The organism is Azospirillum sp. (assembly GCF_035628975.1).
Taxonomy (GTDB): domain Bacteria; phylum Pseudomonadota; class Alphaproteobacteria; order Azospirillales; family Azospirillaceae; genus Azospirillum.
Genome location: NZ_DASPIS010000015.1, coordinates 1 through 14,707, shown reverse-complemented (window position 1 = coordinate 14,707; position 14,707 = coordinate 1). Strand labels below are relative to the sequence as shown.

Here is a 14,707-nt window from a genome sequence, read left to right as displayed (position 1 = left end):
CCCTGTTTGAATGGAGCACGCCGGATGGGGGCACAACCCGCCGGTCCATCCCCGAACGGAGGCTCCCATGGCAGACGAACAGAAGCCCAGGAAAGTTGGTGTGTATGACTCCGTGACCGGAGCCGGAAGCTCCGGGATGAACTGGATGTGGATCATCATCGGCCTGATCGTGGTCGCGATCGTCCTCTATCTCCTGTTCCGCTGACCCGCGACACCCGCCGCCATGACGGCCGACAACGAATTCCCTCGCGAAGAGGGCGACGCGATCATTCCCCTGCACGACGAGTCGGTGACCGTCGGCAAGCAGCGGGTGGAACGAAGCCGCGTCCGCGTGACCACGCGCGTGTCCGAACGCGAGGCAATGGTCCGCGAATCGCTGGAGCATGAAGAGGCCACCGTCACCCGCGTCCCGATCGACCGCGAGATCGACGCCCATCCCGGCATCCGCCAGGAGGGGGACGTGACGGTGATTCCGCTGGTCGAGGAAGTGCTGGTGGTGGAACGCCGCCTGATGCTTCGCGAAGAGCTGCACATCCGCAAGAGCCGGCGGACCGTCGAGGTCGAGCAGCCCGTCACCCTGCGTTCCGAAGAGGCGGTGGTGGAGCGTGTGACAGCACCGTCCTCCCCCGTCCATTCCCCCAATCCGAATTCGCCCGAGGAGTAAAGCCGATGACCAAGACCATCGTCGCCCTCTACGACCACCGATCCGAGGCCGAAACCGCTTCCCGCGACCTGCAGGCCGCGGGCTTCGAAACCAGCGCCGTCGAGATCCTGTCCCATGCCGATCTGGCCAGCGGCGGATGGAGCGGCAGCGACACCACCGGACTCGGCACCACCACCGGCGACTCATCGGTAGGCGCCGCCGGCGGCATGGCCCGCACCGACCTGTCCACCGGCTATGTCGCGTCGCCCAACACCGTCCCCGGCAGCGGCATGGGCACCGGTTTGGGAACCGGCACCGGAATGGGTTCGACCACCGGCAGCAGCACCGGCACCACCGGCAGCGGCATCCTGACCCGCCTGTCGGGCTGGGGCATCCCCAACCATGATGCGCAGGTCTATGCCGAGGGCGTGCGCCGCGGCGGCTCGCTGCTGAAGCTCCGCCTGGACGAGGAAGACGTCGACCGCGCCATGGAGGTGCTGGAGCGCGGCAACGTGGTGGATGTCGAGGAACGCAGCGCCGCCTATCGCAACTCCGGCTGGACCGGCTTCGACGAGAGCGCCGACTATTACGACGACAGCTCGGCCGAGGAGGAGCGCCTGCGCTATTCGCCCGGCCGCACCGCCATCGACACCACGGGCACGGGGATGGGCACCAGCACCAGCGGTGCCGGCCTGACCGGTGCCGCCGCCGCCATGCGCGATGTCAACACCGACAGCACCCGCACCACCCGCACCGGCACTTCTGAACGGGAAGAGCAGATCCCGATCGTCGAGGAGCAGGTCAACATCGGCAAGCGCACCGTCGAACGCGGCGGCGTCCGCATCCGCAGCTATGTCGTCGAGACGCCCGTCGAGGAACAGGTGCGCCTGCGCGACGAGACCGTCACCGTCGAACGCCGCCCCGGCGGCTTGGTCGAAGGCAGCACCGATGTGCCGGCCGACGCCTTCCGCGAGCGCACCATCGAGGTGACGGAGACCGACGAGGAAGCGGTGGTCAGCAAGACCGCCCATGTCCGCGAAACGGTGGTGGTCCGCAAGGATGTCGAGGAACGCGCCCAGAGCGTCCGCGACACCGTCCGCCGCACCGAGGTTGAGATCGAGGACACTCGGGACGAAAGCCTCCGCGACCGCCGCACCGACCGTTCGGACGACGTCACGCGCTGACCGGTTCGACCGTTCGCGGTCATGAAAAAGGCCGCCCCTTCCAGCCGGAGGGGGCGGCCTTTCCCGTTCAGCCTACAGGATCAGCTGCGAACCAGCGGCTTGTACTTGATGCGGTGCGGCTGGTCGGCGTCGGCGCCCAGGCGGCGCTTCTTGTCGGCCTCGTAATCCTGGAAGTTGCCTTCGAACCATTCGACGTGGCTTTCGCCCTCGAAGGCCAGGATGTGGGTGGCGATGCGGTCGAGGAACCAACGATCGTGGCTGATGACCACGGCGCAGCCGGCGAAGCTCTGCAGCGCGTCTTCCAGGGCACGCAGGGTGTCAACGTCCAGGTCGTTGGTCGGTTCGTCGAGCAGCAGGACGTTGGCGCCGGACTTCAGCATCTTGGCGAGGTGGACGCGGTTGCGCTCACCGCCCGACAGCTGGCCGACCTTCTTCTGCTGGTCGGGGCCGCGGAAGTTGAAGCTGGAGACATAGGCGCGGCTGGGCATGGTCTTCTTGCCCAACTCCACCAGATCCAGCCCGTCGGAGATTTCTTCCCACACCGTCTTCTTGGCGTCCAAGCTGTCGCGGCTCTGGTCGACATAGCCGAGCTTCACCGTGTCGCCGACGCGGAAGGTGCCGGCGTCCGGCCCATCCTGCCCGGTGATCATGCGGAACAGGGTGGTCTTGCCGGCGCCGTTCGGGCCGATGACGCCGACGATGCCGCCCGGCGGCAGGCGGAAGGTCAGGCCGTCGATCAGCAGGCGGTCGCCGAAGCCCTTGGCGATGTTCTCCGCCTCGATGACGACGTTGCCGAGGCGCGGCGGCACCGGGATGACGATCCGCGTCTCGCCGGACTGCTCCTTGCCGCTTTCGGCCAGCAAAGTCTCGTAGGCGGTGATGCGCGCCTTGCTCTTAGCCTGACGGGCGCGCGGCGACTGCCGGATCCACTCCAGTTCGGTGGCCAGCTGCTTCTGGCGCGACTCTTCCTGGCGGCCTTCCTGTTCCAGACGCTTCTGCTTCTGCTCCAGCCAGGACGAGTAGTTGCCTTCCCACGGAATGCCCGACCCACGGTCGAGTTCGAGGATCCAGCCGGTGACGCTGTCGAGGAAGTAGCGGTCGTGGGTGACCAGGACGACGGTGCCCTTGTAGTCCTCCAAGTGCTTCTGCAACCAGGCGACCGATTCGGCGTCGAGATGGTTGGTCGGCTCGTCGAGCAGCAGCAGGTCGGGCTTCTCGAGCAGCAGCTTGCACAGCGCGATGCGGCGCTTCTCACCGCCGGACAGCTTGGTCACGTCGGCGTCGCCCGGCGGGCAGCGCAGGGCGTCCATGGCGATCTCGACCGTGCGGTCGATGTCCCAGGCGTCGGCCGCGTCGATCTTCTCCTGCAACTCGCCCTGTTCGGCCAGCAGCGCGTCGAAATCGGCGTCCGGGTCGGCCATCAGGTTCGACACTTCATTGAAGCGGTCGAGCAGCGCCTTCGTTTCCTTCAGCGCCTCCATGACGTTCTCATGGACATTCTTGGTCGGGTCGAGCTGCGGTTCCTGCGGCAGGTAGCCGACGCGCGCGCCCTCGGCGGACCAGGCCTCGCCGGAATAGTCCTTGTCCAGGCCGGCCATGATCTTCATCAGGGTCGACTTGCCGGAGCCGTTGACGCCGAGCACGCCGATCTTCACACCCGGCAGGAACGAGAGCCAGACGTTGTCGAGAACCTTCTTGCCGCCAGGATAGACCTTGGTCAGGCCCTTCATGACATAGACATACTGGTAGGACGCCATGCGCCGCTCCGACCTTCCGAAAAGATGTGAGAATTGGCGCCGCCCCATCCCTGCGGTTCTACGGCACCCTGTCGCTAGGGTCTGGTTTTAGCGCATAAGGAGCTTTCATGAAACCTTGTTGAGCCGACCCGCCAGGATCGGGGGGCAACAGGAGGAAGAGGATTGGTCAGTTCCAAAGTCGAAATCTACGTCGATGCCGACGCCTGCCCGGTCAAGGCCGAGGTCTACAAGGTCGCCGGCCGCACCGGTTGCAAGGTGTGGCTGGTCGCCAACGCGCCCTTGCGCCTGCCGACGGAATGCATGACGGAGCTGGTGGTGGTCAGCGACGGCTTCGATGCCGCCGACAACTGGATCGCCGAGCATGCCGGTTCGACTGACATCGTGGTGACGGCGGACATCCAGTTGGCCGACCGCTGCGTGAAGCGCGACGCCGTGGTGATCGGCCCGACCGGACGGCCCTTCACGCCGGACAGCGTCGGCTCGGCACTGGCGACCCGCGCACTGATGCAGGATTTGCGCGACATGGGCGTGGTCGGCGGCGGCAATGCCCCGATGAGCCAGCGCGACAAGTCGCAGTTCCTGCAAACACTGGATCAGGCGGTGCAGGCGCTGAAGGCGGGGCGGCGGCCGAAGTTCCGGTGAGGGGAAGACCTGCCGTCACTGCCGAACCTGAATAAATCAGGCATTTTCTCCTTTTCCGGATACAACCAGGGAAACCACTCGTTAATAATATCGGATCAATCTGTTCTAGCAACCCTGAGGCAGCATGCAAAGGAACAGAGGATGGCAGCGTTAACTGAGTCAGCGATCCATCAAGCCCTGGATTGGGCATATGACAAAGCTGTCAATGGTGTTCCCGGGCTTGATAGCGCTGTTGAATTGGCTGCCGAGTACGCTAAGCAAGATGGAACTCTACACGATCAAGCCAATGCACTGATCCGCTGGCAGATAGCCAAATGCGCGACATCCGGTTTTGTGACCGGCCTTGGTGGACTCATGACTCTTCCGGTAGCAATCCCAGCCAATATTACGTCAGTTCTCTATGTTCAAGTAAGAATGATCGCAGCTATTGCCCATCTGGGCGGACACGATATCAAGGACGACCGCGTCAAAACTCTCGTTTACACCGCGCTATGCGGGAATGCCGCCCTTCCGGTTTTGAAAGAAATCGGCGTTAAAGTAGGAACCAAAGTAACACAGAAGATGATACAAAATATATCAAAAGAAGTTATCATCTCTATCAACAAAGCAGTTGGCTTTCGCCTTCTTACCAAGTTTGGGTCCACGGGCGTAATAAATTTGGGAAAAGCTATACCGCTTGTTGGCGGAATTGTAGGCGGTACTGTTGACGGCGTTGCCACAAACACGATCGGCAATGTCGCTCGCGACCTGTTCATTGCTCAGCAGATTGCGTAACATTGAGGGGGCCTCGCTCTCCGAGGCCCCCTCGTTTTCTTACACCCGCACAACCTTGCCCGGATTCAGCAGATTGTCCGGATCGAAAGCCCGCTTCAGGTCGCCCATGACGTTGAACGCTTCGCCGGTCTCCTGTTCCAGGAACGCCATCTTGCCATAACCGATGCCGTGCTCGCCGGTGCAGGTGCCGCCCATCTCCAGCGCGCGGGTCACCATCTTGTCGGCAAGGCGCTGGGCCTCCGCCAACTCCGCCGGGTTCTCCGGATCGAGGACGTAGACGAGGTGGAAGTTGCCGTCGCCGACATGGCCGACCATCGGGGCCAGCATGTTGGACTCCGCCAAATCCATCTTGGTCTCCAGGATGCAGTCGGCAAGGCGCGAGATCGGCACGCAGACGTCGGTCGGCCAGCCCTTCGACCCCGGACGCAGGGCGAGCGCGGCGTAATAGGCGTCGTGCCGGGCCTGCCACAGCTTCGACCGGTCCTCCGGCCGGGTGGCCCAGGCGAATTCCAAGCCGCCATGCTCGGCGGCGATGGCGGCCACCATCTCCGCCTGCTCCTTCACGCCGGCCTCGGTGCCGTGGAACTCGAAGAACAGGGTCGGGGCGACCGCGTAGTCGAGCTTGGAGTATTTGTTGACGGCGTCGATCTGCACCTCGTCCAGCAGTTCGATGCGGGCGACCGGCACGCCGATCTGGATGGTCTGGATCACCGTGTCGACCGCGCCCTTGATGGTCGGAAAGGCGCAGACGGCGGACGAGATGGCTTCCGGAATGCCGTAGAGCTTCAGCGTCACCTCGGTGATGATGCCGAGCGTGCCTTCGGAGCCGACGAACAGCCGGGTCAGGTCATAGCCGGCGGCCGACTTGCGCGCCCGCCCGCCGGTCTTGATGACGCGGCCGTCGGCCAGCACCACGGTCAGGCCCAGGACATTCTCGCGCATCGTGCCGTAGCGCACGGCGTTGGTGCCGCTGGCCCTGGTCGCCGACATGCCGCCGAGAGAGGCGTTGGCGCCGGGATCGATGGGGAAGAACAGGCCGGTGTCGCGCAGATGCTCGTTCAACTGCTTGCGGGTCACGCCGGCCTGCACGGTGACGTCCAGATCCTCCGGGCTGACGCGCAGGATCTGCTGCATGCCCGACAGGTCGATGGTGATGCCGCCGGCCAGCGCGGCGATGCCGCCCTCCAGCGAGGTGCCGGTGCCGAAGGGGATGATCGGCAGCTTGTGCTTCGCGCAGATCCTGACGATCGCGCTGACTTCCTCCGTCGAGTTGGCGAAGGCGACGCCGTCCGGCGGGAAGGGGGTGTGATAGGACTCGTCCTTGCCGTGATGCTCGCGCACCGGCAGGGAGGTGGTGAACCGGTCGCCCAGCAGAGCCGTCAGCTCGGCCCGAGCCTCCTCGGTCAGGGCCGCGCGCGGCTGGGTGGTGGCGATGACGGTCATGGGTGTTGTCCTCCCCGCTCCAAGATTCATTGGGATGGTTCATTGGTATGACCAAGCGAGGCTAAAGCGGCAGGCGAACGCTTGGCAAGACGGGCGATGCGCAGGGGTGGAATGCCGGGTTGCGAAGGGCACATACAAGGGTGGGCGGCCATTGACTCATGCGCGAGTGGGATCCATCATCACTCAATCGAATGGAGAGTGGCAGATGGCCGAACCGACGCTCGCCGATGTGTTGAACGCGATTGCCGACATGGGCCGGCACTTCAGCGTCAAGTTGGATGCCAACACCGAACGGCTGGACCGTTTGGAGCGTGACCTTCACGGCTTCAAAGCGGAAGTGTCCAGCTTCCAGACCGAAATGACAGAGTTTCGGGGCGAGATGCAGTCCTTCCGCGAAGAGGTGCGCGAGAAGCATATCGAATTGCGCACCGAACTGAAGGTCGTCAGCGCCCGGCTGGACGAACAGCGCCAGACCATCAATGCCATGATCCCCACCCGCATCGCCGCGGTACCGCCAGCCGCCGAGTGACGCCACACCTGTTGCACCGGCCGCGCAACAGTCCGTGCAACACCTGTTGCAACGCCCCACCCCGTCGCATCACCGTCAACCGTTGAAAAACAAGAAAATCCGCTGAACTGACCATCTGGCACGGCGGTTGCTCTTACCCCTTTGAAGCGCGCGTCGATCAACGGCGCGCCGCAACGAGGGGGAGGCGCAATCTTGGCTCCGGTCGTCGGCATCGTCGCCAATCCGGTTTCTGCCCGCGATATCCGCCGGGTCGTCGCCAACGCCACCAGCCTGCAGATCGCCGACCGGGCGAACATCCTGCTGCGGGTGCTGGCGGCGCTGCATGCCTGCGGCGTCCGCGACGTTCTGATGATGCCGGAGAATGGCGGCATCCGCGCCCATGTCGAACGCGGCATGATGCGGGCAAAGGCGCGCGGCGAGGACATCTACCCTGCCCTCCACCCCATCGCCATGCCGGTCACCGGCACCGTCGCCGACACCCACCGCGCCACGGCGGAGATGCAGCGAGCCGGCGTCTCGGCCCTGGTGGTGCTGGGCGGCGACGGCACCCATCGGGCGGTGGCGGCGGAATGCGGGACGGTGCCCATCGCGGGCATCTCCACCGGCACCAACAACGCCTTCCCCGAACACCGCGAACCGACGATCACCGGGCTCGCCACCGGGCTGGCGGTGACCGGCCGGGTGCCGCCGCACATCGCCTTCTCCGCCAACAAGCGCATCGACGTCTCCCTCGACCGCGGGGCGAACGGCGGCGCCGTCACCGACATGGCCCTGGTCGACGTGGCGCTGGTGACGGAACGCTACATCGGCGCCCGCGCCCTGTGGCGGACCGAGAATTTCCGCGAACTCTACGTCACCTTCGCCGACCCGGAGGTGATCGGCATGTCGGCCATCGCCGGCCTGCTGGAACCCGTCGGCCGCGACGAGAGCGGCGGCCTGATGGTGCGGCTGTCCCCTGATGGCGACTGCCGCAAGGGGGCGACCACGCTCCACGCCCCCATCGCGCCGGGGATGATGGCCCGGGTCGGGATCACCGACTGGCGCCGCATGCCGGCCGACGTGGCCTTCGTGCCGGAGGTCGCCGCCGGCTCCATCGCGCTGGATGGCGAACGAGAACTGTCCTTCAGCGAACGCGACCGTCTGTCCCTGACGCTCAGGGACGACGCCTTCCGCACGGTCAACGTCGCCGCGGTGATGCGGCACGCCGGCCAGAACCGGCTGCTGACCGGCACCCCGGTGCCCGTCACCGCCGCTTTCTAAACCTCAAATCAACCCGCCAAACATCAATCAGGGAGAAAACACCTCATGGCCCAGAATCCCTTCCCCCTCGGCAAGGACGAGCTGCTGAAGGCCTACCGCACCATGCGAACGATCCGCGAGTTCGAGGAGCGGCTGCACGTCGATTTCGCCAAGGGCGACATCCCCGGCTTCGTCCACCTCTATGCCGGCGAGGAGGCCTGCGCCACCGGCATCATGATGCACCTGAACGACAACGACCGCATCGCCTCCACCCACCGCGGCCATGGCCACTGCATCGCCAAGGGCGTCGACGTCCACGCGATGATGGCGGAGATCTACGGCCGCAGCACAGGCGCCTGCCGGGGCAAGGGCGGGTCGATGCACATCGCCGACCTGTCCAAGGGCATGATGGGCGCCAACGGCATCCTCGGCGCCGGGGCGCCGCTGATCTGCGGCGCGGCGCTGGCGGCCAAGGTGCGCGGCGACCGCGGCGTCGGCATCACCTTCGTCGGCGACGGGGCGTCGAACCAGGGCACCTTCCTGGAAAGCCTGAACCTCGCCGCGGTGTGGAACCTGCCGGTGGTCTTCGTGGTGGAGAACAACGGCTATGCCGAATCCACGGCGATGGAATGGGCGGTGTCCTGCGACAGCTATGTCGACCGCGCCACCGGCTTCGGCATGCCGGGCGTCACGGTGGACGGCACCGACTTCTTCGCGGTGTACGAGGCGGCCGGCGAGATCATCCGCCGCGCCCGCGACGGCGGCGGCCCGGCCCTGCTGGAATGCAACATGGTCCGCTTCTACGGCCATTTCGAAGGCGATGCCCAGACCTACCGCGCCAAGGGCGAGTTGGAGGCGATCCGCGCGTCCCGCGACTGCCTGACCATACTGTCGGAACGGGTGATCGAGGCCGGGGTGATCGGCCGCGACGAGTTGCAAGCGGTCGACCGCGAGGTGAACGCGCTGATCGAGGACGCCACGCGCGCCGCCAAGGCCGCCCCGCTGCCCGCGCCGGAAGACCTGCTGCGCGACGTTTACGTCGCCTACTGAGCCACGTCTACGTCGCCTACTAAGCCCCCTTCAAGAAACGCCAAACGCGCGGAGGAAACACATGTCCCGCAAGATCAGCATGAAGCAGGCGATCAACGAGGCCCTGGACCTGGAGATGCGCCGCGACCCCACCGTCATTGTCATGGGCGAGGACATCGTCGGCGGCACCGGCGCCCAGGGCGAGGACGACGCCTGGGGCGGCGTGCTGGGCGTCACCAAGGGTCTGTACGCCAAGCATGGCGACCGGCTGATGGACACGCCGCTGTCGGAATCCGCCTATATCGGTGCGGCCGTCGGTGCCGCCGCTTGCGGGCTGCGGCCGGTGGCGGAGCTGATGTTCCTGGACTTCATGGGCGTCTGCTTCGACCAGATCTTCAACCAGGCCGCCAAGTTCCGCTACATGTTCGGCGGCAAGGCCGAGACGCCGGTGGTGATCCGCGGCATGGTCGGCGCCGGCTTCCGCGCCGCGGCCCAGCATTCGCAGATGCTCACCCCCCTGTTCACCCACATTCCGGGGCTGAAGGTGGTCTGCCCCAGCAACGCCTATGACGCCAAGGGCCTGCTGATCCAGTCGATCCGCGACAACGACCCGGTCATCTTCTGCGAGCACAAGAACCTCTACGGCCTGGAATGCGAGGTTCCGGCCGAGAGCTACGCCATCCCCTTCGGCGAGGCCAACGTGCTGCGCGACGGCGACGACGTGACCATCGTCAGCTACGGCCTGACCGTCCACCGCGCGATGGAGGCGGCGGCGGCGCTCGCCAAGGACGGCACCGAGGCGGAGGTGATCGACCTTCGCACCCTGTCGCCGATCGACTGGGACACCATCGTCGAGAGCGTCGAGCGCACCGGCCGGCTGGTGGTGGTGGACGAGGCGCATCCGCGCTGCAACCTCGCCACCGACATCGCGGCTTTCGTCGGCCAGAACGCTTTCGGTGCGCTGAAGGCCGGCGTGCAGATGGTGACCGCGCCGCACACGCCGGTGCCCTTCGCGCCGTCGCTGGAGGATTTGTACGTCCCCAGCGCCGACAGCATCGCTGGCGCGGTGCGGCGTACGTTGTCGCCCAAGGGAGCGCGCAGCATCGCGGCGTGATAGGCGCCGGCATTTTGCCCCCTCCCCGACCCTCCCCCGCTTCGCGGGAGAGGGAGTGAGCGCCGGAGCGGCGGAGTTCCCTCTCCCGCGTAAGCGGGGGAGGGTTAGGGAGGGGGCATCTTTAGCAAAACAAGAAATTCCCCCAGGAGCCTGAACAACATGCTGAACGAGCGCATCAAGCCCATCGTCATGCCGAAATGGGGCCTGTCCATGTCGGAAGGCAAGGTCACCGGCTGGCTGAAGCGGCCGGGGTCCACCATCTCCATCGGCGATGAGCTGCTGGAGGTCGAGACCGACAAGATCACCAACGTGGTCGAGGCCGGAGAGACCGGCGTCCTGCGCCGGGTGCTGGGCGAACCCGGCACCGTCTATCCGGTCAAGGCGCTGATCGCCGTGCTGGCCGAACCCGACGTGCCCGACGACGACATCGACGCCTTCATCAGCGCCTATGCCGTCCCCGCCAGCGAAGACGGTGGCGAGGCCGAAGCCGGCCCGCAGTACCACACCGCCGAAACGCCGGCCGGCACCATCCGCTACGCCAAGCGTGGGGAGGGGCGTGGCGAGAGCGGTCCCACCGTCTTGCTCGTACACGGCTTCGGCGGCGATCTCGACAACTGGTTGTTCACCATCGATGCGCTGGCGGAGACCGCCACCGTCTACGCGCTCGACCTGCCCGGCCATGGGCAATCGACCAAGCAGATCGCCGACGCCAGCCTGTCCGGCCTGTCTCAGGCGGTGCTGGGCTTCCTCGACACGGTCGGGGTGGAGCGCGCCCATTTCGTCGGCCATTCGATGGGCGGTGCGGTGTCGATGCGCACCGCGCTGGACGCGCCGAGCCGGGTGGCGTCGCTGTCGCTGATCGCGTCGGCGGGCCTGGGCGAGCAGATCGACGGCGGCTACATCCAGGGTTTCGTCGGTGCGACATCCCGCCGCGACCTGAAACCGGTCCTGGAAACGCTGTTCGCCGACCGCGGCCTCGTCAGCCGCCAGATGGTTGACGACCTCTTGAAGTACAAGCGGCTGGACGGCGTGGATGAAGCGTTGCGCGCCCTGTCGGCGTCGCTGTTCGCCGACGGCCGGCAGGCCAGCGTGCTCGCCGCCGGGATCGCCGATGCCCGGACGCCCACCCTCGTCGTATGGGGCGAAGAGGACCGCGTCATCCCGGCCGACCACGCCCAGGCGCTGGCCAACACGGCACAGGTCGCCGTGATCCCCGGCGCCGGCCACATGGTGCAGATGGAGGCCGCCGGCAAAGTGAATGCGCTGCTGAAGGACCACATCGCCAAGGCGAGCTGAGGCACCTCCCCGCTCTTCATTTCCAAACCCCTCGCAACCGGCGCGCAGGCTATCCGCCAGCGCGCCGGCAGGAGACCGCTCATGCCTGACCTCAAGGACAAGAGCATCATCGTCACCGGCGCCGGCCGCGGCATCGGCGCCACGATCGCCAAGGCGCTGGCCGCCGACGGCGCCAAGCTGACCATCGCCGACCGCACCGAGGCCGACGCCCAGCAGGTGGCCGAGGCCATCCGCGCCGCCGGCGGCAGCGCCATCGCCGTCACCGTCGATGTCCGCGACCGCAGCGCCGTCCGCCGCATGATCGACGAGACGGTGAAGGCCCATGGCCGGCTCGACGTGATCTTCAACAATGCCGGCATCGCCCAGACCAAGCCCTTCCTCGACATCACCGAGGACGACTGGCACACGGTGAATGACGTCAACGCCCTGGGCGTGCTGATCGGTATGCAGGAAGCGATCAAGACGTTCAAGAAGCAGGGCGGCGGCGGCAAGATCGTCAACACCGCCTCCATCGCCGGCAAGCAGGGCTACGAGCCGCTGGCCCATTACTCCGCCAGCAAGTTCGCCGTCGTGGCCCTGACCCAGGCCGCCGCCCGCGGCTTCGGCAAGGACGGCATCACCGCCAACGCCATCTGCCCCGGCGTGGTGGCGACCGAGATGTGGAAGATCATCGACCAGGGCTTCCGCGACACCGGCATCACGAAATCCGAGAACGAGGCCTTCGACATGTTCGCCGCCGGCGCCGTGCTGGGCCGGCCGTCGCGGGCGGAGGATCTGGTCGGCGTCGCCCGTTTCCTCGCCTCGTCCGACAGCGACTTCATGACCGGCCAGTCCCTGCTGGTCGATGGCGGGATGGTGTTCGCCTGACCGTCCCGACCGCTCGTCCACAAATATAAAAACCGGAGGACACATCCCATGAATGCGATAACAGAAGATTTGGCGGCCACCATGAAGGCCGCCGTCTGGCATGGCCGCAAGGACATCCGCGTCGAAGACGTGCCGCTGCCGGGTGCCCCGCCCGCGGGATGGGTGCAGATCAAGGTGCATTGGTGCGGCATCTGCGGGTCCGACCTGCATGAATATGTCGCCGGTCCGGTCTTCATCCCCGTCGACACCCCGCACCCGCTGACCGGCCTGAAGGGACAGTGCATCCTGGGCCACGAGTTCAGCGGGGAGATCGCGACGCTGGGCGAGGGCGTCACCGGCTTCGCTGTCGGCGACCGGGTGGCGGCCGACGCCTGCCAGCATTGCGGTGAGTGCTATTACTGCAAGCACGGCATGTACAACATCTGCGAGAAGCTGGCCTTCACCGGCCTGATGAACAACGGCGCCTTCGCCAGCCTGGTCAATGTCCCGGCCGAACTGCTCTACAAGCTGCCCGACGGCTTCCCGACCGAGGCCGGCGCCCTGATCGAGCCGCTGGCGGTCGGCATGCATGCGGTGAAGAAGGCCGGCAGCATCGTCGGCGAGACCGTGGTGGTGGTCGGCGCCGGCACCATCGGGCTCTGCACCATCATGTGCGCGAAGGCGGCGGGGGCCGGGCGGATCATCGTCCTTGAGATGTCCGCCGCCCGCAAGGCCAAGGCGCTGGAGGTCGGCGCGACCGTCGTGCTCGATCCCAAGGAGTGCGATGCGGTGGCGGAGGTCAAGGCGCTGACCGGCGGTTATGGCGCCGACGTGTCGTTCGAATGCATCGGCCACCGCGACACGGCGAAGCTCGCCATCGACGTGATCCGCAAGGCCGGCAAGGCGGTGCTGGTCGGCATCTTCGAGGAACCCAGCTCCTTCAATTTCTTCGAGATCGTCGCCACCGAAAAGCAGATCATCGGCTCGCTGGCCTACAATGGCGAGTTCGCCGACGTCATCCGCTTCATCGCCGATGGCCGCATCGACGTGCAGCCGCTGATCACCGGCCGCATCACCCTGAACGACATCGTCAGCGGCGGCTTCGAGGAACTGGTCGCCCACAAGGACCGCAACGTGAAGATCATTGTGCAGCCCCAGGCGTCGCTTGCTGCGGCCGAACAGCCGGAGCTCGTCCACTGATGGCCCTGCCCGCGATGCACATGAAACCCGCCCGCCCGGAGCACCGGGCCGAGAAGCCGGCTTGGCTCCGCGCCCGCGCGCCTGGCGGTGCGGCGTTCGAGGACACGCAGTCCCTGGTTCGCCGCCACGGCCTGAACACGGTCTGCGAGGAGGCCGCCTGCCCCAACATCGGCGAGTGCTGGAGCAAGCGGCATGCGACGGTTATGATCCTGGGCAGCGTGTGCACGCGGGCCTGCGCCTTCTGCAACGTCGCCACCGGCCGGCCGGACGCGCTCGATCCCCACGAGCCCGACCGGCTGGCCGAGGCGGTGGGCGAGTTGGGCCTTGCCCATGTCGTCATCACCTCGGTCGACCGCGACGATCTGCCGGACGGCGGCGCCGCGCATTTCGCCCGCTGCATCCGCCGCCTGCGCGACACCTCCCCCAGCACGACGGTGGAGGTTCTGACCCCCGATTTCCGCAACAAACCGGGGGCGGTGGAGACGGTGGCCGATGCCCGGCCCGACGTCTACAACCACAATCTGGAAACCGTACCGCGGCTCTATGCCGATGTGCGGCCGGGGGCGCGCTATTACGGCTCGCTGCGGCTGCTGGAGCGGGTGAAGGAGCGCGACCCGTCCATTTTCACCAAGTCCGGCATCATGGTCGGGCTTGGGGAGGAGCCGGCGGAGGTGTTGCAGGTGATGGACGACCTGCGGGCGGCGGGCGTCGATTTCCTCACCGTCGGCCAGTATCTCCGCCCCACCCCCAACCACCACCCGGTCGCCCGCCATGTCACGCCGGAGGAATTCGAGCGCTACGGCACGATGGCGAGGGCAAAGGGCTTCCTGATGGTATCGGCGACCCCGCTGACCCGCTCCTCCCACCACGCCGGGCGGGACTTTGAGGAGTTGCGGCGGCGGGCGCGGGAGAAGGCTGCGGAGATGGTGTGAGCGGGGCCTTGGGCGGTCAGGTGAGATGCTGGCGCTGGAGGTAGTCCTCGCTCTGCATCTCCATCAACCGGCTCACCGT

Annotated in this window: 15 protein-coding genes; 13 read left to right on the top strand and 2 right to left on the bottom strand. The window is 66.4% G+C overall.

The genetic code is table 11. The features are described from left to right. Positions 1-67: 67 nt before the first annotated feature. From VD964_RS03180 to VD964_RS03170, 3 genes are read left to right on the top strand one after another with little or no spacing between them, the layout of a single operon-like run. Entirely contained in the window at positions 68-205 is a 138-nt protein-coding gene (locus tag VD964_RS03180; protein ID WP_174757320.1) for a hypothetical protein, read from the top strand. 18 nt (positions 206-223) lie between these two features. Beyond that, complete coding sequence (locus VD964_RS03175; RefSeq protein ID WP_324865487.1) at positions 224-664, top strand: YsnF/AvaK domain-containing protein; 441 nt, start codon at positions 224-226, stop codon at positions 662-664. Between the two features lie 5 nt (positions 665-669). Continuing rightward, on the top strand, positions 670-1,827 hold the full coding sequence (locus VD964_RS03170) for a YsnF/AvaK domain-containing protein (protein WP_324865485.1): 1,158 nt from the start codon (positions 670-672) through the stop codon (positions 1,825-1,827). A gap of 80 nt (positions 1,828-1,907) precedes the next feature. Here the strand turns inward: VD964_RS03170 and ettA are convergent, their stop codons facing one another. Next, a complete protein-coding gene (gene ettA / locus VD964_RS03165) occupies positions 1,908-3,584 on the bottom strand; it encodes an energy-dependent translational throttle protein EttA (RefSeq protein ID WP_324865483.1) in 1,677 nt (558 codons plus the stop codon). A 162-nt stretch (positions 3,585-3,746) separates the two neighbouring features. On the opposite strand from ettA, the gene VD964_RS03160 reads away from it, so the two are divergent. Both VD964_RS03160 and VD964_RS03155 read left to right on the top strand, forming a co-directional pair. Next, on the top strand, positions 3,747-4,226 hold the full coding sequence (locus VD964_RS03160; RefSeq protein WP_324865481.1) for a YaiI/YqxD family protein: 480 nt from the start codon (positions 3,747-3,749) through the stop codon (positions 4,224-4,226). 141 nt (positions 4,227-4,367) lie between these two features. After that, positions 4,368-5,000: an EcsC family protein gene (locus VD964_RS03155; protein ID WP_324865479.1), complete on the top strand. Its 633-nt coding sequence runs from the start codon at positions 4,368-4,370 to the stop codon at positions 4,998-5,000. A 39-nt stretch (positions 5,001-5,039) separates the two neighbouring features. On the opposite strand, the gene VD964_RS03150 is transcribed toward VD964_RS03155, so the two are convergent. Continuing rightward, positions 5,040-6,443, bottom strand: a complete 1,404-nt coding sequence (locus VD964_RS03150) for an FAD-linked oxidase C-terminal domain-containing protein (RefSeq protein WP_324865477.1) — start codon at positions 6,441-6,443, stop codon at positions 5,040-5,042. A 205-nt stretch (positions 6,444-6,648) separates the two neighbouring features. Here VD964_RS03150 and VD964_RS03145 point away from each other — a divergent pair, with 205 nt between their 5' ends. From VD964_RS03145 to lipA, 8 genes are all read left to right on the top strand, one after another. After that, positions 6,649-6,972, top strand: coding sequence for a hypothetical protein (locus VD964_RS03145; RefSeq protein ID WP_324865475.1), 324 nt, complete (start codon positions 6,649-6,651; stop codon positions 6,970-6,972). A 192-nt stretch (positions 6,973-7,164) separates the two neighbouring features. After that, positions 7,165-8,232: an ATP-NAD kinase family protein gene (locus VD964_RS03140; RefSeq protein WP_324865473.1), complete on the top strand. Its 1,068-nt coding sequence runs from the start codon at positions 7,165-7,167 to the stop codon at positions 8,230-8,232. A 45-nt stretch (positions 8,233-8,277) separates the two neighbouring features. Then, positions 8,278-9,261, top strand: coding sequence for a thiamine pyrophosphate-dependent dehydrogenase E1 component subunit alpha (locus VD964_RS03135; protein WP_324865471.1), 984 nt, complete (start codon positions 8,278-8,280; stop codon positions 9,259-9,261). A 61-nt stretch (positions 9,262-9,322) separates the two neighbouring features. After that, on the top strand, positions 9,323-10,354 hold the full coding sequence (locus tag VD964_RS03130; RefSeq protein ID WP_324865469.1) for an alpha-ketoacid dehydrogenase subunit beta: 1,032 nt from the start codon (positions 9,323-9,325) through the stop codon (positions 10,352-10,354). 159 nt (positions 10,355-10,513) lie between these two features. Further along, a complete protein-coding gene (locus VD964_RS03125) occupies positions 10,514-11,650 on the top strand; it encodes an acetoin dehydrogenase dihydrolipoyllysine-residue acetyltransferase subunit (protein WP_324865467.1) in 1,137 nt (378 codons plus the stop codon). An 81-nt stretch (positions 11,651-11,731) separates the two neighbouring features. After that, positions 11,732-12,517 (top strand): glucose 1-dehydrogenase, encoded by a 786-nt coding sequence (locus VD964_RS03120; protein ID WP_324865465.1) that lies wholly within the window; start codon positions 11,732-11,734, stop codon positions 12,515-12,517. 48 nt (positions 12,518-12,565) lie between these two features. Next, positions 12,566-13,696 carry a 2,3-butanediol dehydrogenase gene (locus VD964_RS03115; protein WP_324865463.1) on the top strand — a complete coding sequence of 377 codons (1,131 nt, stop codon included), beginning with the start codon at positions 12,566-12,568 and terminating at the stop codon, positions 13,694-13,696. Continuing rightward, complete coding sequence (gene lipA, locus VD964_RS03110) at positions 13,696-14,628, top strand: lipoyl synthase (RefSeq protein ID WP_324865461.1); 933 nt, start codon at positions 13,696-13,698, stop codon at positions 14,626-14,628. Before VD964_RS03115 ends, lipA begins: the two co-directional genes overlap by 1 nt. Positions 14,629-14,707 lie beyond the last annotated feature (79 nt).

What these genes read in the sequence shown, in the direction of transcription:
- VD964_RS03180 (WP_174757320.1), top strand. Translation starts at nt 68, where the DNA reads ATGGCAGACGAACAGAAGCCCAGGAAAGTTGGTGTGTATGACTCCGTG.
- VD964_RS03175 (WP_324865487.1), top strand. Translation starts at nt 224, where the DNA reads ATGACGGCCGACAACGAATTCCCTCGCGAAGAGGGCGACGCGATCATT.
- VD964_RS03170 (WP_324865485.1), top strand. Translation starts at nt 670, where the DNA reads ATGACCAAGACCATCGTCGCCCTCTACGACCACCGATCCGAGGCCGAA.
- ettA (WP_324865483.1), bottom strand. Translation starts at nt 3,584, where the DNA reads ATGGCGTCCTACCAGTATGTCTATGTCATGAAGGGCCTGACCAAGGTC.
- VD964_RS03155 (WP_324865479.1), top strand. Translation starts at nt 4,368, where the DNA reads ATGGCAGCGTTAACTGAGTCAGCGATCCATCAAGCCCTGGATTGGGCA.
- VD964_RS03150 (WP_324865477.1), bottom strand. Translation starts at nt 6,443, where the DNA reads ATGACCGTCATCGCCACCACCCAGCCGCGCGCGGCCCTGACCGAGGAG.
- VD964_RS03145 (WP_324865475.1), top strand. Translation starts at nt 6,649, where the DNA reads ATGGCCGAACCGACGCTCGCCGATGTGTTGAACGCGATTGCCGACATG.
- VD964_RS03135 (WP_324865471.1), top strand. Translation starts at nt 8,278, where the DNA reads ATGGCCCAGAATCCCTTCCCCCTCGGCAAGGACGAGCTGCTGAAGGCC.
- VD964_RS03130 (WP_324865469.1), top strand. Translation starts at nt 9,323, where the DNA reads ATGTCCCGCAAGATCAGCATGAAGCAGGCGATCAACGAGGCCCTGGAC.
- VD964_RS03125 (WP_324865467.1), top strand. Translation starts at nt 10,514, where the DNA reads ATGCTGAACGAGCGCATCAAGCCCATCGTCATGCCGAAATGGGGCCTG.
- VD964_RS03120 (WP_324865465.1), top strand. Translation starts at nt 11,732, where the DNA reads ATGCCTGACCTCAAGGACAAGAGCATCATCGTCACCGGCGCCGGCCGC.
- VD964_RS03115 (WP_324865463.1), top strand. Translation starts at nt 12,566, where the DNA reads ATGAATGCGATAACAGAAGATTTGGCGGCCACCATGAAGGCCGCCGTC.
- lipA (WP_324865461.1), top strand. Translation starts at nt 13,696, where the DNA reads ATGGCCCTGCCCGCGATGCACATGAAACCCGCCCGCCCGGAGCACCGG.